General features: G+C 63.8%; 26 protein-coding genes. 22 read left to right on the forward strand and 4 right to left on the reverse strand.

All coding sequences use genetic code 11. The features are described from left to right. Positions 1–154: 154 nt before the first annotated feature. The 10 genes from FJ423_RS12480 (at position 155) to FJ423_RS12525 (ending at position 10,257) form a co-directional block, all read left to right on the forward strand. On the forward strand, positions 155–823 hold the full coding sequence (locus FJ423_RS12480) for a response regulator transcription factor (RefSeq protein ID WP_095766367.1): 669 nt from the start codon (positions 155–157) through the stop codon (positions 821–823). A 214-nt stretch (positions 824–1,037) separates the two neighbouring features. Then, positions 1,038–2,291: a flagellar hook protein FlgE gene (locus FJ423_RS12485; protein WP_140842072.1), complete on the forward strand. Its 1,254-nt coding sequence runs from the start codon at positions 1,038–1,040 to the stop codon at positions 2,289–2,291. Between the two features lie 29 nt (positions 2,292–2,320). After that, entirely contained in the window at positions 2,321–3,772 is a 1,452-nt protein-coding gene (gene flgK / locus FJ423_RS12490) for a flagellar hook-associated protein FlgK (protein WP_140842074.1), read from the forward strand. 3 nt (positions 3,773–3,775) lie between these two features. Next, a complete protein-coding gene (locus tag FJ423_RS12495; protein WP_140842076.1) occupies positions 3,776–4,825 on the forward strand; it encodes a flagellar hook-associated family protein in 1,050 nt (349 codons plus the stop codon). A gap of 31 nt (positions 4,826–4,856) precedes the next feature. After that, the gene (gene flaF / locus FJ423_RS12500; RefSeq protein WP_040989989.1) at positions 4,857–5,204 is read left to right on the forward strand and encodes a flagellar biosynthesis regulator FlaF; all 348 of its coding nucleotides are present in this window, start codon (positions 4,857–4,859) and stop codon (positions 5,202–5,204) included. Continuing rightward, a complete protein-coding gene (flbT, locus tag FJ423_RS12505) occupies positions 5,201–5,638 on the forward strand; it encodes a flagellar biosynthesis repressor FlbT (RefSeq protein WP_095766363.1) in 438 nt (145 codons plus the stop codon). The genes flaF and flbT overlap by 4 nt, the downstream gene beginning before the upstream one ends. Before the next feature lies 1 nt (position 5,639). Continuing rightward, positions 5,640–6,047, forward strand: coding sequence for a flagellar hook assembly protein FlgD (flgD, locus tag FJ423_RS12510; protein ID WP_140632323.1), 408 nt, complete (start codon positions 5,640–5,642; stop codon positions 6,045–6,047). Between the two features lie 125 nt (positions 6,048–6,172). Further along, on the forward strand, positions 6,173–6,439 hold the full coding sequence (gene fliQ, locus FJ423_RS12515; protein WP_095766361.1) for a flagellar biosynthesis protein FliQ: 267 nt from the start codon (positions 6,173–6,175) through the stop codon (positions 6,437–6,439). Between the two features lie 159 nt (positions 6,440–6,598). Continuing rightward, positions 6,599–8,464 (forward strand): asparagine synthase (glutamine-hydrolyzing), encoded by a 1,866-nt coding sequence (gene asnB, locus FJ423_RS12520; RefSeq protein ID WP_140842078.1) that lies wholly within the window; start codon positions 6,599–6,601, stop codon positions 8,462–8,464. 149 nt (positions 8,465–8,613) lie between these two features. Next, positions 8,614–10,257, forward strand: coding sequence for an MFS transporter (locus FJ423_RS12525; protein ID WP_140842080.1), 1,644 nt, complete (start codon positions 8,614–8,616; stop codon positions 10,255–10,257). Between the two features lie 99 nt (positions 10,258–10,356). On the opposite strand, the gene FJ423_RS12530 is transcribed toward FJ423_RS12525, so the two are convergent. Further along, positions 10,357–12,138 (reverse strand): chloride channel protein, encoded by a 1,782-nt coding sequence (locus tag FJ423_RS12530; RefSeq protein ID WP_095766358.1) that lies wholly within the window; start codon positions 12,136–12,138, stop codon positions 10,357–10,359. Between the two features lie 322 nt (positions 12,139–12,460). Beyond that, positions 12,461–12,760: a putative quinol monooxygenase gene (locus FJ423_RS12535; protein WP_140842082.1), complete on the reverse strand. Its 300-nt coding sequence runs from the start codon at positions 12,758–12,760 to the stop codon at positions 12,461–12,463. Positions 12,761–12,879: 119 nt separating this feature from the next. Between FJ423_RS12535 and flhA the strand changes: the two genes are divergently transcribed. From flhA to FJ423_RS12570, 7 genes are all read left to right on the forward strand, one after another. Next, a complete protein-coding gene (flhA, locus tag FJ423_RS12540) occupies positions 12,880–14,967 on the forward strand; it encodes a flagellar biosynthesis protein FlhA (RefSeq protein WP_095766356.1) in 2,088 nt (695 codons plus the stop codon). Beyond that, a complete protein-coding gene (gene fliR, locus FJ423_RS12545; protein ID WP_140842084.1) occupies positions 14,964–15,716 on the forward strand; it encodes a flagellar biosynthetic protein FliR in 753 nt (250 codons plus the stop codon). Before flhA ends, fliR begins: the two co-directional genes overlap by 4 nt. Before the next feature lie 2 nt (positions 15,717–15,718). Next, entirely contained in the window at positions 15,719–16,105 is a 387-nt protein-coding gene (locus FJ423_RS12550; protein WP_140842086.1) for a hypothetical protein, read from the forward strand. Positions 16,106–16,174: 69 nt separating this feature from the next. Further along, on the forward strand, positions 16,175–16,744 hold the full coding sequence (locus FJ423_RS12555; protein ID WP_224524267.1) for a rod-binding protein: 570 nt from the start codon (positions 16,175–16,177) through the stop codon (positions 16,742–16,744). 8 nt (positions 16,745–16,752) lie between these two features. Beyond that, positions 16,753–17,172: a hypothetical protein gene (locus tag FJ423_RS12560; protein WP_140542843.1), complete on the forward strand. Its 420-nt coding sequence runs from the start codon at positions 16,753–16,755 to the stop codon at positions 17,170–17,172. 30 nt (positions 17,173–17,202) lie between these two features. Further along, positions 17,203–17,730 carry a hypothetical protein gene (locus FJ423_RS12565; RefSeq protein WP_140842088.1) on the forward strand — a complete coding sequence of 176 codons (528 nt, stop codon included), beginning with the start codon at positions 17,203–17,205 and terminating at the stop codon, positions 17,728–17,730. 191 nt (positions 17,731–17,921) lie between these two features. Further along, the gene (locus tag FJ423_RS12570; protein WP_027165149.1) at positions 17,922–18,206 is read left to right on the forward strand and encodes an SCP2 sterol-binding domain-containing protein; all 285 of its coding nucleotides are present in this window, start codon (positions 17,922–17,924) and stop codon (positions 18,204–18,206) included. 119 nt (positions 18,207–18,325) lie between these two features. On the opposite strand, the gene FJ423_RS12575 is transcribed toward FJ423_RS12570, so the two are convergent. Both FJ423_RS12575 and odc2 read right to left on the reverse strand, forming a co-directional pair. After that, positions 18,326–18,850, reverse strand: a complete 525-nt coding sequence (locus FJ423_RS12575; protein WP_224636875.1) for an N-acetyltransferase — start codon at positions 18,848–18,850, stop codon at positions 18,326–18,328. Between the two features lie 342 nt (positions 18,851–19,192). Beyond that, complete coding sequence (gene odc2 / locus FJ423_RS12580; protein WP_140842090.1) at positions 19,193–20,326, reverse strand: ornithine/lysine decarboxylase; 1,134 nt, start codon at positions 20,324–20,326, stop codon at positions 19,193–19,195. Between the two features lie 539 nt (positions 20,327–20,865). On the opposite strand from odc2, the gene FJ423_RS12585 reads away from it, so the two are divergent. The 5 genes from FJ423_RS12585 (at position 20,866) to FJ423_RS12605 (ending at position 26,723) form a co-directional block, all read left to right on the forward strand. Continuing rightward, positions 20,866–22,062, forward strand: coding sequence for an amidase (locus FJ423_RS12585; RefSeq protein WP_140842092.1), 1,197 nt, complete (start codon positions 20,866–20,868; stop codon positions 22,060–22,062). A gap of 2 nt (positions 22,063–22,064) precedes the next feature. After that, positions 22,065–22,967 (forward strand): LysR family transcriptional regulator, encoded by a 903-nt coding sequence (locus FJ423_RS12590; RefSeq protein WP_140842094.1) that lies wholly within the window; start codon positions 22,065–22,067, stop codon positions 22,965–22,967. A gap of 76 nt (positions 22,968–23,043) precedes the next feature. Beyond that, positions 23,044–23,712 (forward strand): DUF1007 family protein, encoded by a 669-nt coding sequence (locus FJ423_RS12595; protein WP_140842096.1) that lies wholly within the window; start codon positions 23,044–23,046, stop codon positions 23,710–23,712. Between the two features lie 103 nt (positions 23,713–23,815). Next, entirely contained in the window at positions 23,816–24,928 is a 1,113-nt protein-coding gene (locus FJ423_RS12600; RefSeq protein WP_246680152.1) for a nickel/cobalt transporter, read from the forward strand. A gap of 628 nt (positions 24,929–25,556) precedes the next feature. Next, the gene (locus FJ423_RS12605; RefSeq protein WP_140842100.1) at positions 25,557–26,723 is read left to right on the forward strand and encodes a hypothetical protein; all 1,167 of its coding nucleotides are present in this window, start codon (positions 25,557–25,559) and stop codon (positions 26,721–26,723) included. Positions 26,724–26,821: the final 98 nt, after the last annotated feature.

The following is a 26,821-nucleotide window of genomic DNA, read 5'->3' on the forward strand; positions in this document are numbered from 1 at the left end:
AGTTGGCGCGAATACACCAGCGCAACCGCTTTTATTACGGCTCCCAAAAAAACTCCCAAGAAAATAGCTACAAGAAATGATGGTTTTTCAGGATTCATCGAGCCGGGTACGCCTTTCCCCACGGGGCAAGTGAAATGATTCGGAGGGCGGGCCGATGATCGTGATCGTTGACGAGCGAGAGCTCGTGACAGAGGGCTACTCTTCACTTTTCGATCGCGAGGGGGTGGCCACTGCCGGCTTCGCGCCGGGCGAATTCGGCGAGTGGGTGAGTTCCGCTGCCGACACCGATCTCAGATCTGTCAGGGCCTTTCTCATCGGCGACTGCCGCGAAGGCGCGATATCGCCGCGCCAGATCCGCGACCGCACCGGCGCGCCGGTGATCGCGCTGAGCGAACATCACTCGCTCGAGCACACGCTGCGGCTGTTCGAAAGCGGCGTCGACGATGTCGTGCGCAAGCCGGTGCATATCCGAGAGATTCTCGCCCGCATCACCGCCATCCGCCGCCGCGGCTCCGAAGAGGCCGCCTATACCGAGGTCGGGTCGATGCGGATCTTCATGGACGGCCGCGATCCGGAGATCAACGGCGAGCCGCTGCCGTTGCCGCGGCGCGAGCGACGCATCCTGGAATATCTGGCCGGCAACCGCGGCCGGCGCGTGACCAAGACCCAGGTTTTCAACGCCATCTACGGCATCTTCGACGAGGAGGTCGAGGAGAACGTGGTTGAGAGTCACATCTCGAAGCTGCGCAAGAAGCTGCGCGAGAAGCTCGGTCACGATCCGATCGATTCCAAGAGGTTCCTCGGCTATCGGCTGGTGTTTTGATGGCCGCCCTCGAGCGTGATCCCGAACCGAAGGTCAGCGAAAGCAAAAAGTGGGAGCCGGTTTTCGGACAAGGATCATGCTCCAACGAAGAGTCAGAGCGCGTTGGCGATTCAACGAAGCGCCATCGCGGTCTAGGCCCATCCCGCGCCAGCCTCGCGCAAGACACGAGGCATAGTTTTACGGCCTGCTATCCAGGCACTGCGGAGATCCATCGATGAGCCTCTACGGAATGATGCGGACCGGCGTTTCCGGCATGAACGCGCAGGCTAACCGCCTCTCCGCGGTGGCCGACAACATCGCCAACTCCGACACCACCGGCTACAAGCGCTCTTCGGCCGAGTTCTCGTCACTGATCATGCCCGGCACCGGCGGCGCCTATAATTCCGGTGGCGTGACCACCGCGATCCGCTCGGCCGTCAGCACGCAAGGCGTCATGACCTACACCACCTCGGTGTCCGATCTTGCCGTCAACGGCGACGGCTTCTTCGTCGTCCAGGATGCCGGCGGCACGCCCTACCTCACCCGCGCCGGTTCCTTCGTTCCGGATGCGCAGGGCCGGCTGGTCAATGCCGCGGGCTACCAGCTCATGGCCTACGACTACGCCAATGGCGATCCGGCAGCGACCGCCAACGGCTTCGAGGGCCTCGTGCCGGTGCAGATCTCCGATCAGCAAATGACGGCGACGCCGAGCACCGAGGGCCTGTTCTCCGGCAACCTGCCCGCGGGCGCGACGCCGCCCTCCGGTCCGCTGCCGTCCAGCAACAGCGCGACCGCCGAATACACGTCGAAAACGTCGCTGGTCGCCTATGACAATCTCGGCAACAAGAAGCTGCTCGACGTCTATTTCACCAAGACCGGCACCGGAACATGGGAAGTCTCGGTCTTCGATCAGTCGAAGGCGACCCCCGGCACATCCTTCCCCTATACCGGCGGTGCGCTGGGATCGGCCAACCTCACCTTCGACACCACCACCGGCAAGCTCACCGGCGCGACCACTGGCGTCTCCTTCACCGTTCCGGGCGGCCAGACCCTCAACCTCGATCTCTCCAAGCTGACCCAGCTCGGCACCGGCTTCACCGTCGCCGACGCCAAGGTCAACGGCAACGCACCGAGCTCCATCCAGAAGGTTCAGATCGGCCAGGACGGCGTCATCTACGCTCAGTTCGCGGACGGCTCGACCAAGGCGCTTTACAAGATCCCGCTTGCCGACGTTCAGAGCCCCGACAATCTCACCGCAATGCCCGGCAACATCTATGTGCAGAGCACCGACTCCGGCGCCGTCCACATCGGCTTTGCCAATGAGGGCAAGCTCGGCTCCATCGTCTCCGGGGCGCTCGAAAACTCCAACGTCGATATCGCCGAGGAACTGACCAACATGATTGCGGCGCAGCGCAGCTACACCGCCAATTCCAAGGTCTTCCAGACCGGCTCGGACCTGATGGACGTCCTCGTCAACTTGAAGAGATAAACGACGGGCGCCGCCCGTGAAAGATCAGCATGTCGCTTTCCTCCGCACTAAGCATTGCCCAATCGGCGCTCCTGGCCACGTCCAAGCAGACCAGCGTCGTATCGCGCAATGTGGCCGACGCGTCGAACCCTGACTATACCCGCCGCATCGCCGTGGTGACCAGCACGGCGCCGGGCGCCCGGGCGGTGGAAATCCAACGCGCCGCGAACGAGCTCCTGTTCCGCCAGAACCTTTCGGCGCTGTCGGCATGGAGCGGCCAGAGCGCGCTTTACAACGGCATGGATCAACTCGAACTGTCGGTCAACGGGGTCGACAACGCGTCCTCTCCCTCGACGGCCATCGCCAAGCTGCAACAATCTCTGCAGCTTTACGCCACGACGCCATCGAACCAGAACCTCGGCACCAGCGTCATCGATGCCGCCAAGCAGGTGGTGAATTCTCTCAACAGCGGCACCAAGGCGATCCAGGACTTCCGCACCCAGGCCGACAGCCAGATCGCCACCGCCGTCGACGACCTCAACTCCCTGCTCGGCCAGTTCCAGGATGCCAACAAGGCCGTCATCTCCGGCACGCGATCTGGCACCGACGTGTCCGACGCGCTCGATCAGCGCGACGCCCTCCTGAAGAAGATATCGGAATATGTCCCGGTATCGACCTTCACGCGCGGCGACAACGACATGGTCGTCACCACCAAGGACGGCACGACGCTGTTCGAGACCGTGCCGCGCTCGGTGACCTTCGCGCCATCGGCCGGCTATTCGGCCGGCACGCCCGGCAACACGGTCTACATCGACAATGTGCCGGTCTCGGCCGGCACTGGCGACAACGCGACCGCCGACGGCAAGCTTGCGGGCCTGCTGAAGCTGCGCGACGGCGTCGCCTCGACCATGCAGAGCCAGCTCGACGAGATCGCGCGCGGCCTTATCACCGCATTTGCCGAAACCGCGCCATCGCAGCCCAATGCGGCCGGCCTGTTCACATGGTCCGGCGCGCCGGCAATCCCGGCCGCCGGCACCCTGGTCGACGGCCTCGCCGGATCGATCGGCGTAAACGCCGCCTTCGATCCGAGCGCTGGCGGCAATCCCGCGCTGTTGCGCGACGGCGGCGCCAACGGCGCGGCCTATGTCGTCAACACCGGCAACGCATCCTATTCGGACCTTCTGATCGGCTACGGCAACAAGCTCGATCAGCCGATGGCCTTTGATCCCTCGGCCGGCATCGCCGTCAGCTCCGGTGTCTCCGATTACGCGGCCAATGCCATCGGATGGTTCGAAGGCGTGCGCCAGCAGGCCTCGACCAACGCCGACAGCAAGCAGGCGCTGGCAGCGCGCACGGCCGAAGCGCTGTCCAACGATACCGGGGTCAATATCGACCAGGAGATGTCTCTGCTTCTCGATCTCGAGCACACCTATCAGGCCTCGGCGCATATGATGAAGACCGTGAGCGACATGCTGGACGCCCTGATGAGCGCGGTAGGATAATTCATGAAAGCGACAGCCGTTTCCTCAGCCGCTATCTCCAACGCCCTGCGTTACCAGCAAGCGAAAATGCAGGCGGATCTTGTGAAGGCGACGACGGAATCCACGACCGGCAAGGTCGCGGATGTCGGTCTGGCGCTTGGCGGGCGCACGACCCAGGCCGTCACCTTCCAGCGCGACCTCGACCGGCTGAACGGCATCGTCGATTCCAACGCGCTCGTCACCGCGCGACTGACATCGACCCAGGATTCGCTCGGCCAGATCGCCGGTTCCGCGCAGAGCTTCCTGTCGGCGCTGACCAGCGGCGTGTCGGGCGACTCCTCGACCAGCATCTTGCAGACCGCCGGCGCCTCGGCGCTGCAGCAGATGACGGGTATTTTGAACACCAGCGTCAACGGCGAATATCTGTTTGCCGGCACCAACACCGACGTCAAGCCGATCGACGATTTCAACGCCACGGGCTCGCCGGCCAAAGCCGCCTTCGATGCCGCCTTCTCGAGCTATTTCGGCTTTGCCCAGACCGCCCCGGCGGCGGCCAACATCACCGCTGCCCAGATGGACGACTTCATCACCACCAAGGTCGAGCCGCAATTCCTGGGCGCTGGCTGGCAGGCCAACTGGTCGAGCGCCACCGATGAGCAGATCACCAGCCGCATCTCACTCAACGAAACCACGCAGACCTCGGTCAGCGCCAACGAACAGGGCATCCGCAAGCTCGCCATGGCGTCCGCCATGGTCAGCAGCCTGCTTACCGGCAGCATCAGCGAGGCCGCCCAGAACGCGGTCGTCAGCCGCGCGCAGGCGCTGGTCGGCGAAGCCATCAGCGGCATTACCCAGGTGCGGGCCGAAACGGGCCTTGCCCAGCAGCGCGTATCCGACGCCAGCGACCGCATGAAAACCCAGGTCGACCTGTTCGAGAAGCATATCGTCGATCTCGAAGGCGTCGATCCCGCGGAAGCCGCTACCCGGGTCGCCGACCTGACGCAGCATATCGAGACCTCCTTCGCCTTGACCGCGCGTCTGCAGCAGCTCAGCCTGCTGAACTATCTGACTTGAACACGTAAACCGGAACGCCAGAGCGCCGACGATGTATCAATTCTCCTACGCCGACATCCAGACCGACTCCGTCGCCGATGCCAAGGACCGGGAGCGGCAATTGCTCACCCGTTCGATCGACATGCTGGCCGCGGCAGCAGCCGTTGGCACCGAGTCGATGGAAGCCGTCGAGGCGCTGCATTTCACCAACCGCATCTGGACCACCTTCGTCGAGGATCTCGGCTCCAGCGACAACGCCCTGCCCAAGGAACTGCGCGCCAATCTGATCTCGATCGGCCTATGGCTGCTGCGCGAGACGGAAGACATCCGCCAGGGCCGCACCAACAATTTCGAAGGACTGATCGAGGTCTCCCAGATCATCCGAGACGGCATCCAATGACCAACACGCTGAAGATCTCGCTGAAGCCCAACGAGAAGATCTATATCAACGGCGCGGTCATCCGCGTCGACCGCAAGGTCACCATCGAGCTGATGAACGACGTGCAGTTCCTGCTCGAAAGCCATGTCCTCCAGGCCGATCAGGCCTCTACGCCGCTCAGGCAGCTTTATTTCATCGTGCAGATCATGCTGATCAACCCGCTCGGCGCCCCCGAGGCGCGCGAGATGTTCCGCCGCTCGCTGCCGATGCTGATCGCGAGCTTCGACAACCAGGACATCTGCAAGAGCCTGAAGCAGATCGACCGCATGGTCGGAGAGGATGAGATCTACGAGGCGCTGAAAGCGATCCGCGCGCTCTATCCGCTCGAGCGCAGGGTGCTCGAAGACGATGACGACATTTCCCAAACGCCGCGCGCACTGGCTGTAGGAGCATAAAATGGCCGTCGACATGACGACAACGATTCCGGTTGGCGCCAACCAGGCCAGCCAGAAGACGTCCAAGACGGCGGTTGACTACCAGTCGTTCCTGAAGCTCCTGATCGCCGAGATGAAGAACCAGGATCCGACCAAGCCGATGGATTCCACGCAATATGTCGCGCAGCTCGCCACCTTCTCCCAGGTCGAGCAGTCGGTGCAGACCAACACCAAGCTCGACCAGATCATGCAGTCCTCGGCATTGTCGCAGGCCGATGCGCTGATCGGCCGCTCGATCACCTCGGCCGACGGCAAGACAACCGGCACGGTGGCTTCGGTGACGCTCTCCAGCAGCGGCCTGATCGCCGTGCTGCAGGACGGCACCCAGGTTCCCGTCGGCGCGGGCGTGTCGATCAAGCCGGCCGCATAAGCAGGTCTCTCGAAAGTGGGTCCGGTTTCGGGGCAAAGACATGCTTAAAATCAAAAAGCCTAGAGCAGGTCGCGTGAAACTTTTTTCACGCGACCTGCTCTAGCCGGTTCGCACAAGGGTCAGCCATGAACGAGGCCGATGCCCTCGATATCGTCCAGTACGCCGTGTGGACGGTTCTTACCGCTTCCGCTCCCGTGGTGCTGGTGGCGATGGTGGTCGGCATCGGCATCGCGCTCATCCAGGCGCTGACCCAGATCCAGGAAATCACCCTGACCTTCGTGCCGAAGATCGTCGCCATCATGCTCGTGGTGGCGCTGACCGGCCCCTTCATCGGCGGCCAGATCTCGGCCTTCACCAACGTCATCTTCGAACGCATCGAGCACGGCTTCTGACGCAAGGCAGCGAGCGTCGGGTGGCCTCCGCCCCGACCCGGATGATCTTGCAGCGGCATCTGTAGCAGCTAGATTGTGAAGCGCGCCGGCATCGGTCGGCGCCCTTGTCCTAGGCCACTTTCAGGAAGCGATGCATCAGGCAAGAACGGCCGGCGGGCCATGTGCGCAATAGCCGGCGTCTGGCGAAAGCGCGATCCGATCGGCAGCGGCGATCGTCGCGACGTCGCGCGTATGATGCAGGCACTGGCGCATCGCGGTCCCGACGATCACGGCAACTGGAACGACGCCCGTCTGGCGCTCGGCCACCGCCGGCTGACCATCATCGATCCATCGCCCGCCGCGCGCGAGCCGATGTTGACCGCATCCGGCGACGGTGTGCTGTGCTACAATGGCGAGGTCTATAATTTTCGCTCGTTGCGCAAGTCGCTGGAGGCGGAAGGCCTGACGTTCCGCACGGTGTCCGACACCGAGGTGGTGCTTCAGGCCCTGCATCACTGGGGCCCGCAAAAAGCGGTGCCGTTGTTCGACGGCATGTTCTCCTTCGCCTATTTCGATGCCCGCGCCGGCGCCTTGTGGCTTGCCAGGGACAGGCTGGGCATCAAACCGATGTCGGTCGCCGAGACCGGCGACCGCCTGCTGTTCGCCTCAGAGGACAAGGCGATCCTCGCCTGCCACGACTTTACCCGCCGGATCGACACGCGCGAGCTGACGCTACGGCTGGCCTGGCAGAGCCGCGATTCGAGCTACAGCGTCTTCGACGGCATCGAGCGGCTGCCGCCGGCCGGCCTCTGGAAGATCACGGCGCAGGGCATCGAGAAGCGCCGCTTCTGGCACGTTCTCGACATCCTGGAGACCGCGCGCATCGCCGGCGACAAGACATCCGACGCCGAACATATGGCGACGCTCCGGACGCTGCTCGAGGAAAGTGTCGAGCTGCATTGCATCGCCGATACCAGCCTTGCCACCGCCTGCAGCGGCGGCATCGATTCCGGCCTGATCACCGCGCTTGCCAAACGCTTCAGGCCTGAGATGCATGGTTACGTCGTCGACCCCAAGCTCGGCCGCAGCGAGGCCGAGGATGCCGAGCGGACCGGTCGGCATGTCGGCGTCAGCCTGCGTCGGGTGCCTTTGGACAAGGACCGGTTCCTCGAGCTCTGGCCGCGCGCGGTCTGGCACCTCGAAACCGACGGGTGGCATGCCAGCCACGCGGCGCTGCTGGCGCTTGCCGAGCAGTGCCGCGCCGACGGCGTCAAGGTGCTGCTGACCGGCGAGGGTTCCGACGAGCTTTTCGGCGGCTACAAATGGCAGGCATCCACAATTAGGCTCTGGCGCCAGTCCTGGCTGCAGCGCCTGTTCCGGTCGAAGGCCGGGCGTGACCGCAAATTCGCTGAATTGCGCCGCGCCCCGTTCCGCAACTCGATCGGTCGCGGCTCGCCGACGGACCGCGCCCTGGCGCTCAGAGCCCTGTCGCCCGAGCTGAACTTCCTGCAGATCAAGCTGTTCGACAGGTTGGACGGTGTCGCGCCGCCCGGCGATCGCGCTTTCCTGGCAAGCTGCTTTTACGACCTCTATTCGCACCTGCAGGACCTGCTGCACCGGCACGACCGGTTGAGCATGGCGGCGTCCGTCGAGCTCAGGGTGCCGTTCCTCGAGAACCGGCTGATCGACTTCGCCCTTCACCTGTCGCGCCGGCAGAAATACCGCGACGGGACCGGCAAGTGGCTGCTCAAGCAGGTCGCCGAACGCCATCTGCCGCGCGAAAACATTCGCGCCGTAAAGAACGGCTTCGAGATGGATGCCGCTTTTTCGGCTGGCACACAGGGCCTGCTGCGCGGTGGCCTGCTGCGCGACGCGATGAAGTGGTCTGCTTCCGAATTGGACGACCTGATCGACATGGCAAGCAGCCAGGAAACGTCGCGCCTGCGTCTCGTCGGCATGGAAATGCTGCTCAGGCTGTACATGAATGGCGAGACAACAGGCGGCCTGACCGAGGCCCTGCATGCCGAGGCGAGAAACGCGACATAGCCAAAAGTTGGTCCAGACAGGCCAGATGCTTGGCTTAAAGCTTCGCCGACGCATTTTCGCCTTTGCCATCCTGTTGTTGGGTCGCACTCTTTGGCGAGTCGCCCGCCTCCCCGGCTCGGCGAGCCTCTATAGCGGACGAAGGCGCAACCATGATCGACGACGAGCCGGAAAGCGAACGCGTCTCCGCGCTGGCGCCGTTCCGGCACGGCATCTTCCGCGCCGTCTGGTCGGCCAGCCTGGTGTCGAATTTCGGCGGCCTCATCCAGGGCGTCGGCGCCGCCTGGATGATGACCACGATCGCCACCTCGCCCTACCAGGTGGCGCTGGTCCAGGCCTCGACTACCTTGCCGATCATGCTGTTCGCGCTCGTTGCCGGCGCCATCGCCGACAGCTTCAACCGCCGCAAGGTGATGCTGGTGGCGCAGACCTTCATGCTGGTCGTCTCGGCGCTGCTGACCTTGTTCACCTGGCAAGGCTGGATGACGCCCTGGACGCTGCTTGCCTTCACCTTCCTGATCGACAGCGGCACGGCGCTGAACAGCCCGTCATGGCAGGCCTCGGTCGGCGACATGGTGCCGCGCGCCAAGGTGCCGGCGGCGGTCGCGCTCAATTCGCTGGGCTTCAACATCACCCGCAGTGTCGGCCCGGCCATCGGCGGCGTCATCGTCGCCGCCGCGGGTGCGGCGGCCGCCTTCGCCGCCAACGCCGTGAGCTATATCGGCCTGATCGTCGTGCTCGCCCGCTGGAAGCCGGCGCTGCCCGAGCAAACCCTGCCGCGCGAGTCACTCGGCGCGGCAATGGGCGCCGGCCTGCGCTATGTCGCCATGTCGCCCAACATCGCCAAGGTGCTGGTCCGAGGTTCGGCCTTCGGCTTCAGCGCCGGCGCGGTGCTGGCGCTTCTTCCCCTGGTGGCGCGCGATGTCGTCAAGGGCGATGCGCTGACCTACGGCATCATGCTCGGCGCCTTCGGCATCGGCGCGGTCGGCGGCGCGCTGATCAGCGTGCGGCTCAGGCAGCTGCTGTCCAGCGAGACGATGGTGCGCATGGCCTTTAGCGGCTTCGCGCTCTGCGCCCTCAACGCCGCAGTCAGCCGCAATGCCTGGCAGACATCGGCGGGCCTGCTCATCGGCGGCGCCTGCTGGGTGATCGCACTCTCGCATTTCAACGTCACGGTGCAGATGTCGACGCCGCGCTGGGTGGTCGGCCGCGTGCTGTCGATCTACCAGACGGCGACCTTCGGCGGCATCGCGCTGGGCAGCTGGATCTGGGGCGTCGTCGCCGACGCGCATGGCGCGGAGACCGCGTTGACCGCTGCGGCGGTCGCGATGCTCGCCGGCGGCGCCATCGGCTTCGTCCTACCCTTGCCGCGGCAGACGGTGCTCAACCTCGATCCGCTCAACCGTTTCAAGGAACCGATGCTGGCGCTCGACCTCAAGCCGCGCAGCGGCCCGATCGCTATCATGATCGAATACATCATCCGCGAGGAGGACGTGCCGGAATTCCTGGCGACCATGGCCGAGCGCGGCCGCATCCGCCGCCGTGACGGCGCCCGCAACTGGACTTTGGCCCGCGACCTCGAAAATCCGTCGGTGTGGATCGAGCACTACCACACGCCGACCTGGGTCGAGTATATCCGCCACAACCGGCGCGCCACCCATGCCGACGCCGTGGTCGGCGAACGCATCCGCGCGCTGCACAGCGGCGACAACCCGCCGCGCGTGCGCCGCATGATCGAGCGTCCGACCACCGCGGGCACGACGCTTGTCTCGCCGAAGGGGCCGATCGATCACTGATCGCACGTCGTCCGAAGCCTGCTTCGGCGTGCAAAGGGTCGACGATCAGTCGGCGCTCTGGATCATGTAGAGCTTGCGAGTGGCTGTGCCGTCGACCGACTAGCCCTCACCCGACAGATCGCGGCGCGCCTTGTCGAGCTCTTCGGCATAACGGCGCATCAGATGGCTTTCGGTGAGCAGGCCAAGCACGATGCGCTCGTCGAAATCCTCGACCACCGCCAGTTCCTCGGCCCCGGTGCGCTGGAAGGTCTCGGCGGCGGTCTGGACATTCATCGACGGCACCAACACCGCATCCTTGAACTGGGCGAGCGTGCTCACCGGCATTTCGCCATCAGAGCGATCGCTGTGCAGTTCCGGCACCAGCAGCATGCCGACATATTGGTCGGCCTGCTCGACGGCGATGACCCGCTGCGCCGAGCCGAGCGGCACCTCCTTGCGGAATTCGGAGAGCGTGGTCGAGGCAGGGACGGTGCGGACGTCCTTGCGCATCATCGAGCCGACGGTGAGGCTGCGCATCCAGCCGACGTCATGGGCGCTGCGGATCGTTTCGCCGCGCAGGTGGAAACGCCAGGTCGAGAAGGAGTAGCCGAAGGTCTCGCGCACCAGGATCGCCGACATGATCGAGGCGGCCAGCACCACGCCGGTGAGCGTCAGGTCGCGGGTAGATTCCAGCGCCAGGAACGTCATGGTCAGCGGACCGCCGACGACGCCCACCGCAAGCGAGGTCATGCCGACGACGGCGGCGACCGCCGGGTCGATGCCAGCCGACGGCGCGGTCAGCGCCATGACGCCGGCAAAGACCTTGCCGAGCAAAGCCCCCAGGAACAGCGAGGCGAAGAACAGGCCGCCGCGGAAGCCCGAGCCGAGCGAGATGGCGGAGGCCGCCAGCTTCATCACGAAGACGCTCGCCACCACGGGAAGGGCATAATTCATGGCGAACTCGCGGTGCAGCGCGCCATGGCCGCTGGAGAGCACCTGCGGCGTGACCAGCCCGAGCAAGCCAACGAAGATGCCGCCGATGAACGGCCTGACCGATACGTCGATCGACAACCGTACAAAGAGCCGCTCGACGATGCTCACCAGATGCATGATCGCGATCGAGGCAGCCCCGCCGAGCAGCCCCAGCAGCAGGAACGGCACATATTCGCTGGCGGTCAGATTCGGCAGACCTGAGAGTTCCAGCGGGAACGGCACGCCGCCGAACATTTCCGCCGTCAGCGAAGCGGCGATCGCCGCCGCCATCACCGGCGCCACATTGGCGACGGAGTAGATGCCGATGACCAGCTCGAAACCGTAGAAGGCGCCGGTCAGCGGCGCGTCGAAGGCGGCGGCGATCGCGCCGGCCGCACCGCAGCCGACCAGAATGCGCACGTCATTGCGGCGCAGGTGGAAGGCGCGGGCAAGTCGGGAAGCTACGCCGGAGCCGATCTGCGTGTAGCCGGCTTCCAATCCGACCGAGGCGCCGAAGCCGCTGGAGATCATCGTCTGCGCCACGATGATGAACGTGTCGGTGAGCGACATGCGGCCGCCATAGAGCGCGTTGGCCTCGATCGGGTCGACAGGTGTGCGAAACTTGCGCTTTCTGAGCCAGAGGACGGAAAGTCCGAGCAGCAGGCCGCCGATCGCCGGGAACATCGCCTGTACGGGGTCGGCAAGCGAGAACATCGCCGAAAGCCGGCCGCCCGGCTGCACGTCGAACAGCAGGTAATGCATGCCTTGCACCAGCGCGCTCATGCCGGTGACCAGCGCGCCCGCGATGACGCCGACCATGCCGGCCATCAGCACGATCACGATGCCGCGCGCCTCGAGCACGGGGATCGAGCTGATCAGCACCGCGCGAAGCCGGCGGGCGTAAACTTGTGGGTCGTTTCTGGCAGGCAACGAAGCGGCTCGCCGGTATGCGAAAGATAAGAACTGCCGTGCCTGATACGCGCGGCGGCTTTGCGTGGCAATCGCAATGCCGACCGCATGTGGCGCCATTTTGGCGTTGCGCCGCATTAGTCTTAAGCAAGACTTGCCGCGTGACCAGGAGATAGACTTAGTCGGGCACCGGTATGGTGAAAGGGCCGGAATCGTCTTGTACGACGAAGATCGCCAGCAGCTCCGCCCGCCGGCCTCTCCGCCGAGGAGGAACGCGCCGTGCGGCGCTGGCTGGTCGCCGTCGCGACCGCGGAGGCGGCACAGCCGTAAATGACTTACACGATCAGGTCGGCGCGCCGCCGTCCGTCTCGAAAAGCGTGAGCTTGCGCTCGCCGATGCCGAGCTCGGCCCAGCTCGCGCGCCATTCGGCGATATGCGCCGATTTGAAATGTGCCTCGAGCGCGGCGCGGTCGCTCCAGGCCTCCGAGACATGGACGAGCCCGGCATCCAGCACATCCTGCGCGTAGGAATAGCCGAGGCAGCCCGGCTCGGCGCGGCTCGCCGAGATCATTCGCTGCATCGCCGGCTTTGCCTGTTCGAGCCTGTCGGGCGGCAAGCGGATCGTGCCGATGATCAGGAGCATGCGATTTCCTTCCGATAGGTGGCTAAGGCGCCGTAGCCGCTCTCCCACCTTCGCGCAAGCTTGGAGGGTTACGGTCGAGGGCCTGCCCTGTGCGTGGCTGCCCTGGATTTGAGGACGACATGGCGATCAGCGAAACACTACCGTCCGGCCTGGCGGTCAAGAACGGCCGCGACATCTTCTTCGCGCTGGGCATCGTCTTCATCCTGGCGGTGCTGTTCCTGCCGATTCCGGCCTTCCTGATCGATATCGGCCTCGCCTTCTCGATCGCGCTTTCGGTGCTGATCCTGATGGTGGCGCTGTGGATCCAGCGGCCGCTCGACTTCTCGTCCTTCCCGACCGTGCTGCTCATCGCCACCATGCTCAGGCTATCGCTCAACATCGCCACCACGCGCATGATCCTGTCGCACGGCAACGAGGGCACGCATGCTGCCGGCTATGTCATCTCGGGCTTCTCGAAGCTGGTGATGTCGAGCGACTTCGTCATCGGCCTCATCGTCTTCATGATCCTGATCGTGGTGAACTTCATCGTCATCACCAAGGGCGCGACCCGTATCGCCGAGGTCGGCGCGCGCTTCACGCTCGACGCCATTCCCGGCAAGCAGATGTCGATCGACGCCGACCTTTCCGCCGGCATGATCGACGAGAAGACCGCGCAGCTGCGCCGCCGCGAGCTGGAGGAGGAGAGCTCCTTCTTCGGCTCGATGGACGGCGCCTCGAAATTCGTGCGCGGCGACGCCATCGCCGGCCTGATCATCACCGCCATCAATATCGTCGGCGGCATCGCCATCGGCTATCTGCGCCACGGCATGGGCCTTGGCCAGGCGGCCGACGTCTTCATCAAGCTGTCGGTCGGCGACGGCCTCGTCACACAGATCCCGGCGCTTATCGTCTCGCTCGCCGCGGGCATGCTCGTCTCCAAGGGCGGCACGCGCGGCTCGACCAACCAGGCGGTGTTCGGCCAGCTCGGCGCGCATCCGCGCGCGCTCTACGTCGCGGCCTCGCTGCTGGTCATCCTCGGCCTGATGCCCGGCCTGCCGCTGTTCCCCTTCTTCGCGCTTGCCGGCGGCATGGCGGGCCTCGGCTACATCATCCCGCTGCGCCTGAGCCGCGAGCGCGCCGCCGCCGAAGCCCTGAAGACGCAGGAAAAGGCGAACAAGGTCGAGGAAGAGAAGAACTCGGTCAAGGCCTCGCTGGTCACCGCCGAGATCGAGCTTCTGATCGGCAAGCAGCTTTCGACAAGGCTGATGGTGGCGCATCAGGAACTGGTGTTCCGCATGTCGAAGATGCGCAAGAAATTCGCCCAGCAATACGGCTTCGTGGTGCCGGAGGTGCGCGTCGCCGACGACTTCGCCATCCCGCCGAAGAGCTACCAGATCAAGGTGCACGGCACGGTGGTCGCCGAATACCAGATGCGCGTCGGCGAGATCATGGTGCTGCTCGGCACGCGCGGCGTGCCGGAAATCCCCGGCGAGGAAATTCGCGAGCCGGCCTTCGGCATGCGCGCCTATTCGGTGCTCGAAACCTTCGCCGAGGATCTGAGACGCGAGAACTTCACCTTCGCCGATAACATGTCGGTGCTGCTCACGCATCTCTCCGAGGTGATCCGCAACAACCTGCCGCAGCTTCTGTCCTACAAGGACATGAAGGCGCTCTTGGAGCGGCTCGACCCGGAATACCGCAAGCTCGCCGACGAGATATGCACCTCGCACATCTCCTATCCGGGCCTGCAGGCCGTGCTGAAGCTGCTGCTCGCCGAGCGCGTCTCGATCCGCAACCTGCATTTGATCATCGAGGCGATCGCCGAGATCGCGCCGCATGTGCGCCGCACAGAGCAGATCGTCGAGCACGTGCGCATCCGCATGGCGCAGCAGATCTGCGGCGACCTCTCCGAAGGCGGCACGCTCAAGGTGCTGCGCCTGGGCAACCGCTGGGACCTGGCCTTCCATCAGAGCCTCAAACGCGACGCCAAGGGCGAGGTGCGCGAGTTCGACATCGATCCGCGTCAGCTCGAGGAATTCGGCCAGGACGCCACCAAGGCGATCCGCAAGCATCTCGAGGCCGGCGAGCGTTTTGTGCTCGTCACCGCGCCCGACGCCCGTCCCTATGTACGCATGATCATCGAGCGGCTGTTCACGACGCTTCCCGTTCTCAGCCATGTCGAGATCGCCAAGGGCGTCGAGATCAAGGTGCTCGGAACAATCTCGTGAACGCGCTCTCGCAAGGCGTCGTCATCGCCGCCTTCCTCGCCTTCTGCCGTATCGGCGTCTGCTTCATGCTGATGCCCGGCCTGTCCAGCGCCCGCGTGCCGCTGCAGATCCGGCTGTTCGTTTCGCTCGCCGCCACCGGCGGCCTGCTCGCTTTCCTTTGGGACCGCATCTACCCGTTCGTCGATCCGCGCCCGCAGGTCCTGGCGCCGATGATCGTCTCGGAGCTCCTGGTCGGTGGCCTGATCGGCGCCATGACCAGGCTCTACATGGAGGCGCTGCGCTTCATGGGTTCGGCCATCGCCATGCTGATCGGCTATGGCGGCTCGGGCGGACCGGCGATCGAGGAGCCGGAACCGCAGGCGGCGCTTGCCGCCATCATCTCGTTCTCGGCGCTGCTTCTGCTCTTCGTCTTCGACTTCGACCACGAGATCGTCAAGGCGCTCGTCGCCTCCTACCAGGTCGCTCCGGTCAACGTGTTCTTCAACCCGCAGGCCGCCCTGGTCGACGTCACCGACACGGTGTCGGATGCGTTCTTTCTGGTCATTCGGCTCGGCAGCCCGTTCGTCGCCTATGCCATCCTGGTCAATCTGACGATCGGTTTCGTCAACAAGCTGACGCCGCAGATCCCGGTCTATTTCATCTCGCTGCCCTTCGTCATCGCCGGCGGCATGATCATCTTCTATTTCGCCGTCGGCACCTTGCTGTCGCTGTTCGTCGACGGCTTCGTCGACCTCACGCTGGCGAGATAGCCATGACTGCGCGCAAAGACCGCCTGAAGAAACTGGTCAAGGTGCAGGAGCAGTTGAAAGCGCTGCACGAGACCCGCCATGCCGGCTTCCTCGCCGCCGCCGGCAAGGCCGAAACGGAGGCCAAGGAGCTGATCGAGCGCTTCGACACCGACAGCTCGCTGGGTTCCCTCTTTCCGGAAATCTACCACCGCCGCATCACCGACGCGCTCGGCCGTCAGGAACGGAACCTCGAGAACGCCCGCCAGGAAGTATCGCTGATCGCCACTGCGACGGCGCGCACCAACATGGTCGAGCGCGCCTACAAGGACGAGCGCCGCCGCGACGAGCGCGAACGCTCCGACCGCGAGCGGCTCGATCTGATCATGCAGAAGCGAATCTCCGACGGCTGATCATCGCAAGCCTGCCACAAGCTTCTTCAGTCATTGTGAACTAACAAAACCGGCAAAGGGCGGACTTTCTTGGCCATTTCCCCACCCAGCGACATCGTCATGGACGTTGCCCGCGCAGCGGAGCCGGCCGATGTCGAGGCCGCGCGCGCGGCGCTCGCGAGAAGGGCGAATGGCACCTCGGCGCCTTTCTCTGTCGATCCATCCGCGACGGTCGATGCCGGCTCCATTCTCTCGCGCGCAACGGCCGACAAGGCGGAAGCCGCCAATCCGGCGAAGAAGTTCCAGCGCTTCGAGGCGATGGTGCTGACCACCTTCATCCAGAACATGATGCCCAAGGACACCGAGGGTGTTTACGGCAAGGGCCTGGCCGGCGACATGTGGAAGTCGCAGCTCGCCGAAAAGGTGGCCGATGTCATGGCCGCGCATGGCGGCATCGGCATCGCCAGATCCATGCTTGCCGACCATTATCTCGACGGCAAGCACAAGGTGCCGGTCGGCCCCATTGCCGGTGGAGCGCAGAAAACCGAGATCGACCGGCAGACCCGGCTTTCGACCTCGATGATCGAGGAGCTTGAGCGCAAAGCAGCACGGTCGATGACCGGCGACGAGACGATCATAAAAACAGATATCAAGATCTAGGGACCTACATGGCCGACCAAACGGAGCTTTCCAACCTTCCCGCACGCACCAGCGCAATGGAGGCGCCCGCCGCCGCGCGACCCGGCAACCTCGCCGCCATCATCGGTCGCATCGAGGAAGTCGTGGACGAGGAAACCGCCGGCATCCGCAGCGGAACGGCCTATGATCTCAAGGCCTCGAACGCGCGCAAGAGCCGGTATCTCTACGAGCTGAACCGCGCCATGAAGGGCGCCAACGAGATCGAATTCCTCGAGCAGCATCGCGAAGGCCTGCTGCGGCTGCGCCAGAAGCTGGCCAGGAACGAGGCGGCGATCCTTGCCCATCTCAACGCGGTCAACGAAGTCGCCACGCTTTTGAGGAACGCCATCCAGCGCGCCGATACCGACGGCACCTATTCGGCCGGTGAGTTCGGAATGGCGCGAGCCTGATGAGATGATCGAGGCGCAAGGACAGACCCGGTGATAAAATTCATCGCCGCCGCGCTGTGGATCTGCGCCGTGACGCTCGGCGCGGTCTTCTATTCCTTCCAGGCGGCGGGCCAGCGCGGCGCGGCCGAGCCGCCGAAGCCGATGCTGGGCGGCCTCGACTATGTCAAGACCGACATGATCTCGGTGCCGTTGCTGCGCGACGGGACGATCGAGGGCTATTTCCTCACCAAGCTCGTCTACACGGTGGAGCCGGACCAGATAAAGAAGCTGTCGATCCCGGCGCAGGCGCTGATGACCGACCAGGTCTATTCCTATCTCTATTCCAACCCGCAGATCGATTTCACCAAGAAGGAATCGATCGATCTCGACGCTTTCCGCAAGTCGATCCGCGACACCATCAACACCCGCGTCGGCGTCGAGCTGGTGCACGAGGTGCTGATCGACCAGGTCAACTTCCTGTCCAAGGACGATATCCGCGACAACGCGCTTCGGCGCCGCAAGAATGCCGGCGACACCGCGGCGGCGATGACCAAGCCTTTCCAGGCGCCGGAGCATTGACTGCCTAGCCGCGTGCGCCGGCGATAGACATGGCCCAGTTTCCCTAAGCGATATGACGCATGGTGACCGCGTTGACGTAAACGTCAACTCGAAGCTATATGCGCCTGTGGTCGCGCTGGAGCGCGGCGCGTCTACCTCGCCCAGCGGCCAAGCGCCGGTGCGCGTCAACGCAACCAACGAGGAGAACCGCCATGGGCGTTCAGGAGATTGCCGACAAGATCAAGTCGCGCGTGGCAAGCGCCGGCTTCGAGCATTCGGTCAAGTTCGACACCGGCAGCGACGGCGTCATCGTCATCGACGGCGCGACCGTCTCGACCACCGATGCGCCGACCGACTGCACCGTCAAGCTGTCGCTCGACGATCTGGATTCGCTGATTGCCGGCGACCTCAATCCGACCATGGCCTTCATGTCCGGCAAGCTGAAGGTCGAGGGCGACATGACCGTCGCCATGGCGCTCAGCCAGCTGCTCGGCTGATCCTTCGCAAAAACAGCAACGCCGCCCGATGGGCGGCGTTGCTGTTTTGTCGAACCTAAAGCAATTCCAGGAAAAGTGCGTAGCGGTTTTCCGTCCGGAATTGCGTGAAAACAAAGGCTTCAGGCGACGAAACCCAGCGCCTGTCCTTTGATCTTGCGGCCGGCGGCCTTGATCGTGCCTTTGGCGCCGTCCAACGCGCCTTCCTGCAGTTCCAGCGCCAGAAGCCGGTGCCGCTCATAGGGGCCAGGCATGGCAAGCGCCCCAGTGCGGTCGGCTGAGAAGCCGAACCGCCCGTAATAGGGCGCATCGCCGACGAGCAGGATCGCGCCATGGCCGAGCCGCGCCGCTTCGGCGACTGCATGCCGCATCAGCGCCGAGCCGATGCCGCCGCTCTTCAATCCCGGCTCGACCGCGAGCGGGCCGAGCAGCAGCGCAGCCGGACCGCCCTCCCCCAACCTCACATCCCACAGCCGCACCGTGCCGACGACCGCGCCCGACGCATCGCGGGCGACAAAGGCCAGGCCTTCCGAGGGCCGGCGGCCGCGCCGCAGCTTCTCGGATGACTTCTTCTTGCGCTTCGGCCCCATGGCGCGGTCGAGCAGCGCTTCGCGCGCCGCGACGTCGCCCGCGCCTTCGCCAAGAATGACGAAGGCCGGCGCCTGGGCGGCCCCCTCGTCCGGTGCGCCGCGCGAGCCAGCCTGTGCCCGCAGGGCCAGGGAGGGCGCAAACGCATTTTCAGGCGAAGTGGAAACGGGTTCGCCGTAAGAAAATGCGCCAAGAAGCACTGACGTCGAGCCGTTCTCCCCCGCGGAGAAAAGCTCAGCCAACGGTCCGGACGAGGGGGCAATTTCAGTGGCCGCGAAGGCCGATTTGGTCAGGTATTCCATATCCGCGATCCTTCACGAGCGGAGATCTGTCCCACAAGCGAGCCCGGGCGGGCGAAGGCGCCCGCGCCGGTTTGACCTGAGCGGTTTCTTGCGAAATGCTCAGATCACGTAGGATCGGAGAGGTTCGAAGCCGTTGAAGGCGACCGCCGAATAGGTGGTCGTGTAGGCCCCGGTGCCTTCGATCAGCACCTCGTCGCCGATGGTCAGCGACAAGGGCAGCGGATAAGGTGTCTTCTCATACATCACGTCGGCCGAATCGCAGGTCGGGCCGGCGAGCACACAGGGCGCGGTCTCCGAGCCGTCATGGCGGGTGACCAGCGGATAGCGGATCGCCTCGTCCATGGTCTCGGCGAGACCGCCGAACTTGCCGATGTCGAGGAACACCCAGCGCACATTGTCGTTGTCGGCCTTCTTCGAGATCAGCACGACTTCCGACTTGATGACGCCGGCATTGCCGACCATGCCGCGTCCCGGCTCGATGATCGTCTCGGGCAGCGCGTTGCCGAAATGCTTGCGCAGGGCCGAGAAGATCGCCTGGCCGTAGGCCTGGGCCGCCGGCACGTCCTTCAGGTAACGGGTCGGGAAGCCGCCGCCCATGTTGACCATCTTCAAGACGATGCCTTCCTCGGCGAGCGTCGCGAACACCTTCCTGGCGTCGCCCAGCGCGCGATCCCAGGCCGACAGGTCGGTCTGCTGCGAGCCCACATGGAACGAAACGCCATAGGCATCGAGGCCGAGGCCCTTGGCATGACGCAGCACGTCGACGGCCATCGCCGGCACGCAGCCGAACTTGCGCGACAGCGGCCATTCCGCGCCTTCGCCGTCGGTCAGCACGCGGCAGAACACGCGCGAGCCGGGAGCGGCACGCGCGATCTTCTCGACCTCTTCGACGCAGTCCACCGCGTAGAGGCGAATGCCGAGCTGGTAGGCGCGTGCGATGTCACGCTCCTTCTTGATGGTGTTGCCGAAGGAAATGCGGTCCGCCGGCGCGCCGGCATCCATCGCCATCTCGACCTCGGCAACCGATGCGGTGTCGAAGGACGAGCCCATCGCAGCAAGCAGGCGCAGGATTTCCGGCGCCGGGTTTGCTTTCACCGCATAGTAGATCTTGGAATCGGGCAACGCCTTCTCGAAGGCGCGGAAATTGTCGCGCACGACATCGAGGTCGACGACGAGGCAAGGGCCGTTCGGACGTCGGGTGGCGAGGAAATCAAGGATGCGCTGGGTGGCCATCGGGTCTCTCCATAACGCCTTTCGGCGTGCAATAAGGCTGCGGGACGCGGGCTGTCGGCCTCGCGAGCACGCGGTGGACAAAGGCGGGACGTCAAATCCATGGGACCAGCCGGTGGAGACCCCGGAACCATGAAATGCCGTCTCGCGGCGATGAACCTTGGCCTTGCCCGGCCTCGGTTCGCTTTGTCTGCCTTGGCTTGGATGGGAGACCCGTCCGCACTGCCGGCAATGAAGGTGTGCCTCTTTAGTAACCCCGGTCTTTGGACAACCGGAAGAGAACCAGAAAGGCCCGCACCGTCGTTGCTTCAAGGTGTCCTCGGTCTTGTGGTTGGCCACTGACCGACTAGAGGGGTTGGCTCCAGTTACCTTACCGATTGCCCTCACCATTCGAGGATCGGCGGACACCCACAGGCACGTGCGACTTTGGGCAAGCGCGATATAGGAGCGAAGGATTTCACAATCAATAAAAATCGTAAGCGCAGGTTGTAAAATTTCTGGCATCGAACAATGCTTGCCGCACTGTATCCGGATATCGAACGATGCCAGGAACCCAAGCACCGCTCAACGCCTTCCTCGATCTGCGCCAAATGCCTGTAGCGAATGCGGAATTGGGCCCGCTCGCAGGCCTTCGCCTGGCCGTCAAGGACATCTATGACGTTGCCGGCTACCGCACAGGCTGCGGCAACCCGCAAAAATTCGAGGAGGCGCACGCTGCCTCGCGCACGGCGCAAGCGGTGCAGACGATCCTCGACGCCGGCGCGCGATTCGTCGGCAAGACCCAGACCGACGAGCTGGCCTTCTCGCTGTTCGGCCAGAACGCGCATTTCCCCTATCCGGTCAATCCCGCCGCGCCCGATCGCGTCACCGGCGGCTCCTCCTCCGGCTCGTCCGCCGCTGTTGCCGGCGGGCTGGCGAACATCGCCACCGGCTCCGACACTGGCGGCTCGATCCGCGCGCCGGCAAGCTTCTGCGGCCTGATCGGGCTGCGCACCACCCATGGCCGCATTCCGCTCGACGGCGCGATGAAGCTGGCATCGAGCTTCGACACTTTCGGCTGGTTCGCCGACGACATCGAAACCTATGAGGCGGTCGGCAAGCTGCTGCTTGGCCGCGACCCGCACCAGCATCCGCTCAACCGGCCGCTGTCGATCCGCTGGCTTGATGCCTTCGTCATCGGTCCGGCCGAAGCCGCCGAATATGCGCGCATGAAGGCGCTGGCGGCCGGCGTCATCGGGCAGCCGGTAGAGACCGAATACGCCTTCGCCTCTTTCCCGGACGAGCTTTACTGGTGCTTCCGCCGCTTGCAGGCCTTCGAGGCCTGGCGCGAGCATGGCCCCTGGATCGCGGCCGGCGGCCGGCTCAGCCCGGGCGTCGAGGAGCGTTTCGGCTTCGGCCGCACCATCGACGCCAAGACTGCCGCCACCGAAGCCGCGCGCCGCCTGGCGTTCCGGGCCGAATTCGCGGCGCTGCTCGGCAACAACGGCTTTCTGGTCCTGCCCACCGTTCCCGGCGCGGCGCCGCTCGCTTCAAGCACGCCCGAACAGTTCCAGGCCTATCGCGAAAGGGCGCTGCATCTCTTGTGTCTTTCCGGTCTCTCGGGCTTTCCGCAGATCACCTTGCCGATCGGCTCCGTCGACGGCGCGCCCTTCGGTCTTTCGCTGCTCGGCCCTTCCGGCAGCGACGTTGCCCTGATACGGCTCGGCCGCAGGATTCTCGACGCGGCACGAAAGGTCTGACCATGGATACATTGACGCGCATGCGCGCCTTCATCGACGTGGTCGAGGCGGAAGGCTTTTCGGCCGCGGCGCGCAAGATCGGCCGCTCCAAGGCGCTGTTGTCGAAATATGTGCGCGAGTTGGAAGACGAGCTCGGCGCGCTGCTGCTCAACCGCACCACGCGCCAGTTCTCGCTGACCGAAGCCGGCCACACCTATTATCAGCGCGCCTCCGAGATTGTGCGCGAGGTCGACAGCCTCGCCGAGGCGGTGCGCCAGTCTTCCGGCGACGTCCGCGGCAGGATCAAGCTGTCGGCCGCCCGCACCTTCGCCGATGCGCCGATCGGCCAGTCGCTGGTCGACTTCGCCAGGCAGCACCCCGACATCGTGCTCGACATCCATCTCGACGACCGCTTCGTCGACTTGGTCGAGGAAGGTTTCGACCTTGCCGTGCGCATCTCGCGGCTGGAGAACTCCTCGCTGATCGCCAGGCGGCTGGCGCCGTTCTCGGTCAGGCTTTGCGCGTCGCCGGAGCTGATGGCCAAGCATGGCAAGCCGACACGTCCGCAGGATCTCGCCAACATGCCCTGCATCGTCGACACCAACGGCCGCTCGCTGTCCAACTGGCGCTTCAAGGGCGAGGGCGAGGACTCCATCAGCGTCGCCGTTTCAGGCCCGATCGAGGTCAACAGCCCGATCGTGGCGAGAGCCGCCGCGCTCTCCGGCCTGGGCTTTGCCATGCTGCCGGATTTCGTCGCCGCCCCCGACGTCGCGTCCGGCAAGCTGGTCACCGCGCTCGACGATCGTCTCCTGGCGGGCACCGGCATCTTCGCCGTCTACCCGCATCGCCGCTATCTGCCGGCCAAGGTAAGGGTCCTCGTCGATTTCCTGGTGCAGTGGTTCAAGACGCGCGACACAGCGTGGTAACCCGCGTCCCAATTTCGCCCCCTTTATGTTAACTCTCGGGCCCTCACTCCCGAAGTCGATGGAATCGCGGCCCGGAATGCATCTGAAACGGCAAGCAACCATGCTGGCTTCGGCCCTCGCGGCCACGTTCGCCTCGGTCGAGCAGGCCGAGGTGCACCCGCATGTCTTCGCCGAGGCTCGCCTCGACGTGATCCTCAGCCAGGATCACCAAAGTGTGACGGCGCTGCGCCACCTTTGGCGCTTCGACGACCTTTTTTCGAGTACGGTGATGATGGAGTTCGACAAGAACTCCGATCTGAAACTTGACGACAAAGAGCTCAAGGAAGTGGCCGACACCGTCCATTCCTCGCTTGCCGAGTTCAATTACTTCCAGCTCGTCACCCAGGACGGCAAGGACGTGCCGATGGTGCCGCCGCCGCATCTGATGGCGAACTTCGACAACGACCAGCTGATCATCCTGTTCGAGTCGCAGCCGAAGACGCCGATCAAGCTCGCCGGCAAGGTCGACATCGGCGTCTACGATCCGACCTTCTATACGGCGATCGACTTCACCGACGACGCGAACCTTGCCGTCGAAGGCCTGCCATCGACCTGCACCAAAAAGGTCATCCGGCCCGATCCTGACGAGGCGATCAAGGAAAACCAGAAGACCCTGACGGAGGCGTTCTTCAACGATCCGACAGGCACCAACATGAGCAAGATCTTCGCCACCAAGCTCGAGTTGAACTGCCCGCCGGAAGGATGATTTGGTGATGAAACCTTCGTTGCGCGCAAGCAGGTTCCGCAAAAGTGTCTCACGGTTTTGCGATCGGAACCTGCGACAAACAAGGGAATCCAAGCGGATATTCGTGGGACATCCCACGAATATCCGACTGGCCTTCGGGCTCTTGGCCGCCGCCTTGATTGTGACCCATCTGCCCGTCGTCGCGCATGCGCAAAGTTCGCTCGGCATCGGCACCAATGACGGCATGGCGCCCACCACCACGGGTCCGTTCGCCCATATTCTGATGTGGATCAATCTGCGTCAGCAGGAGTTCTACCATTCGCTGGCGACCGCCATGAAGGCGATGCGCCAGGACGGCAGCAAGCTTTGGCTGCTGATCGGCTTGTCCTTCGCCTATGGCATCTTCCACGCCGCCGGCCCCGGCCACGGCAAGGCGGTGATCTCCTCCTATATGGTCGCCAACGAAGTGGCGTTGAGACGCGGCATCATACTCTCCTTCGTCTCGGCGATGCTGCAGGGGCTGACGGCGGTGGTCGTGATGATGCTTGCCTATTTCGTGCTGCGCGGCACCGCGATCTCGATGACCGACGCGGCCTGGTTCCTCGAAATCTCGAGCTACGTGCTGGTGACGCTGTTCGGCGCCTGGCTGTTGTGGCGCAAGCTCGGTCCGTCGATCCTGCGCCTGTTCGGCAGGACGCCTGCCTACAGCCTGTCGGCCGCTCATGCCGGCCATTCGCATGGCGGGCATGCGGGCCACTCGCATGCTCATACGCATGCACTGCACGTGCATGACGATCATGATCATTCGCACGGTCACGATCACGCCGGTCACGACCACCACGACCATGGCCCAGGCGAAGTCTGCGACGCCTGCGGTCATTCGCATGCGCCGGACCCGGCGATGCTTTCGGGCGACCGCTTCGACTGGCGCACGGCCTGGTCGGCGGTGGCCGCCGTCGGCATCCGCCCCTGCTCCGGCGCGCTGATCGTGCTGAGCTTCGCGCTGCTCAACGGCCTGTGGGTCGGCGGACTGCTGTCGGTGCTGGCGATGTCGATCGGCACCGCGATCACCGTCTCGGCGTTGGCGACGATCGCAGTGCTGGCGAAGAACTGGGCGGTCTATTTCGCCGGCGACGGACGCCTCGGCAACCGCATCCATTCGATTGTCGAGATCGGCGGCGCCGCCTTCATCTTCCTGGTCGGCCTGCTGCTGTTGTCGGCCAGCCTGTCAGGCTAAGTCAAAAATTCAATCGGCAGGCTGCCGCCAATGACCGGGATGGGTGGGAAGCGGTCGTTCGTCGTGAAATCGATTGATCTTCCAAATCACTTCTGCTTCGCGCGGTCTCGAATCGGCCATTCGTGGCGAGTTCCACCGATCGGCGGAACGCCGGCAATTCTTTCCTTGAATATTATGCTATTTTTGTGCACTTCTGAGTTGCGGGAGGGTGGAAGCCTGCCACCGCCATAGAGAGAACTTTCGGGGGCGCAAAAAAATGCTGAATAGAGTAGTTCGCTACTTTGACCTGCAGTCCGCTCAACGCTCGGCGACTGCGGCCGGTCACAGGGCAGGTACGTCCCCCGCGCCTGTGCTTCCGCAGTATCTTTCGGTCTCCCTGGGGGTTATTGTTGAGCCATTTCTTAGGCACTACATCGACAACGCGTCGTGGAGTGTAGGGTTCTCTACGCTCTGGGGACGCGTATTTTTTGGTTTGATAGTCGGAATAGTAATCTTGCCTGGAATTTATAAGTCATCATTTGACCCAAAGAAGCCGGTGCTGGTTCAGCTTGCCGCCCTGTTCCCGCTAGGCATCGGCTGGCAGTCCCTTTTTACGTCTGCGACAACGGCTGTTGCCGGATAAACCCCTATGCTCATCGACTATTTGAGGTACCAAGCATTTTCAGGCCGTCTTCAGGGGTTCTTTGAGGAGGGGCTGTACAACTACGTCGATCCGCAGCAGTCGACAGGCCAGCATTTGCGCTTCGCTCCAGACTGGATCGATTCTCATTGGGGTTTCTTTGGTTACGATCTTATTGAAGGGTTCTACGACGGTCGACATAGTCGAAACCATGCCATGACCAGGGTTCTAGACCGACTTGGCCTCACGAGATATCCCGATCCACTGATGCATTCGGATGTCGTCTTAGGTGAAAGGCCTCCCACTTATAAATACAAAGATGACGGCTTTCCCCGCTTAGAAATAATTATCGACATCGATCCGAAGTATTGGAGTGAGAGATATTCCGAGCCCCGGTCCTACGAGGAAACCCCTATAATCTATCGTCGCAGTGCTCCGGCTCGTGCAAATTTCAGCGCAGGAGATCGGCTTGTTGACAAGTTTCAGAAGCGAGGTGGATACGGCACTCTTTGTGGCCTCTTCGAGACCGACGATGGATTGGCATTCGGGCTGACATGCGGACATGTCACTCGGGACCGAGGAGAGGTTCTCGTCGAACATCCCCGTCGCTTTTGGAGATTCGCATTTGGATCTACCTTCAGTTCGTTCGGGTCGACCAGGCATCATACGATGTGTGGTCCGGAGATGAAGATCGGAAGAGTCACCACTCAACTCGACGCAGCGCTAGTAGCCTGCAACAAGCGGGTTGAGCGCTCGCGCAATGAGGCGGTGATCGGGCAGGCATTCCTGAAGCCGATTTCGTCGGTATTTCAGGAAGAACCGGTGCAGTTCCGCGGAGCAAGCCGCCACAGGTCGACGCCTGCTAGGATATCTGCCGTGACGGTCCGGAAGTCGATCGATCTATTTAATGATGGCAGTCTCCATTCCGTAGGCGACGTTCTGATGTTGGGCCACCGTGAGCGGATGTACATCGTACAACCGGTCAGTCGTCCCGGCGACTCTGGCTCTGCAGTTCGCTTCGGCCTGTCCGAAAACGGCCCCCATGAACTTATCAACCAGTGGTACGGGATGGTGCTCGGTGGGGATGAACACAGCGCGTACGCGAGTCACGCCGAATGCATTTGGGCTTGGGTTGCCAATACGCTGTCGACAAGGAACCTCGATTTCTATTTTTAATTCTTTCTTTTTCTTTCATGGCCGCGTCGCCCTGCGCGCTATCGATTCGCGATATTCTCGTCCGCTATTGCGATCGTGCATCAGGAGACTTTCAACAG

The sequence above is a fragment of the Mesorhizobium sp. B2-8-9 genome (assembly GCF_006439475.1).
Lineage (GTDB): Bacteria > Pseudomonadota > Alphaproteobacteria > Rhizobiales > Rhizobiaceae > Mesorhizobium.

What these genes read in the sequence shown, in the direction of transcription:
- flbT (WP_095766363.1), top strand. Translation starts at nt 5,201, where the DNA reads ATGACCAACACGCTGAAGATCTCGCTGAAGCCCAACGAGAAGATCTAT.
- flgK (WP_140842074.1), top strand. Translation starts at nt 2,321, where the DNA reads ATGTCGCTTTCCTCCGCACTAAGCATTGCCCAATCGGCGCTCCTGGCC.
- FJ423_RS12480 (WP_095766367.1), top strand. Translation starts at nt 155, where the DNA reads ATGATCGTGATCGTTGACGAGCGAGAGCTCGTGACAGAGGGCTACTCT.
- FJ423_RS12590 (WP_140842094.1), top strand. Translation starts at nt 22,065, where the DNA reads ATGGATACATTGACGCGCATGCGCGCCTTCATCGACGTGGTCGAGGCG.
- odc2 (WP_140842090.1), bottom strand. Translation starts at nt 20,326, where the DNA reads ATGGCCACCCAGCGCATCCTTGATTTCCTCGCCACCCGACGTCCGAAC.
- fliQ (WP_095766361.1), top strand. Translation starts at nt 6,173, where the DNA reads ATGAACGAGGCCGATGCCCTCGATATCGTCCAGTACGCCGTGTGGACG.
- FJ423_RS12605 (WP_140842100.1), top strand. Translation starts at nt 25,557, where the DNA reads ATGCTCATCGACTATTTGAGGTACCAAGCATTTTCAGGCCGTCTTCAG.
- FJ423_RS12485 (WP_140842072.1), top strand. Translation starts at nt 1,038, where the DNA reads ATGAGCCTCTACGGAATGATGCGGACCGGCGTTTCCGGCATGAACGCG.
- asnB (WP_140842078.1), top strand. Translation starts at nt 6,599, where the DNA reads ATGTGCGCAATAGCCGGCGTCTGGCGAAAGCGCGATCCGATCGGCAGC.
- flgD (WP_140632323.1), top strand. Translation starts at nt 5,640, where the DNA reads ATGGCCGTCGACATGACGACAACGATTCCGGTTGGCGCCAACCAGGCC.
- FJ423_RS12525 (WP_140842080.1), top strand. Translation starts at nt 8,614, where the DNA reads ATGATCGACGACGAGCCGGAAAGCGAACGCGTCTCCGCGCTGGCGCCG.
- FJ423_RS12495 (WP_140842076.1), top strand. Translation starts at nt 3,776, where the DNA reads ATGAAAGCGACAGCCGTTTCCTCAGCCGCTATCTCCAACGCCCTGCGT.
- FJ423_RS12560 (WP_140542843.1), top strand. Translation starts at nt 16,753, where the DNA reads ATGGCCGACCAAACGGAGCTTTCCAACCTTCCCGCACGCACCAGCGCA.
- FJ423_RS12570 (WP_027165149.1), top strand. Translation starts at nt 17,922, where the DNA reads ATGGGCGTTCAGGAGATTGCCGACAAGATCAAGTCGCGCGTGGCAAGC.
- flaF (WP_040989989.1), top strand. Translation starts at nt 4,857, where the DNA reads ATGTATCAATTCTCCTACGCCGACATCCAGACCGACTCCGTCGCCGAT.
- flhA (WP_095766356.1), top strand. Translation starts at nt 12,880, where the DNA reads ATGGCGATCAGCGAAACACTACCGTCCGGCCTGGCGGTCAAGAACGGC.
- FJ423_RS12550 (WP_140842086.1), top strand. Translation starts at nt 15,719, where the DNA reads ATGACTGCGCGCAAAGACCGCCTGAAGAAACTGGTCAAGGTGCAGGAG.
- FJ423_RS12585 (WP_140842092.1), top strand. Translation starts at nt 20,866, where the DNA reads ATGCCAGGAACCCAAGCACCGCTCAACGCCTTCCTCGATCTGCGCCAA.
- FJ423_RS12595 (WP_140842096.1), top strand. Translation starts at nt 23,044, where the DNA reads ATGCATCTGAAACGGCAAGCAACCATGCTGGCTTCGGCCCTCGCGGCC.
- FJ423_RS12535 (WP_140842082.1), bottom strand. Translation starts at nt 12,760, where the DNA reads ATGCTCCTGATCATCGGCACGATCCGCTTGCCGCCCGACAGGCTCGAA.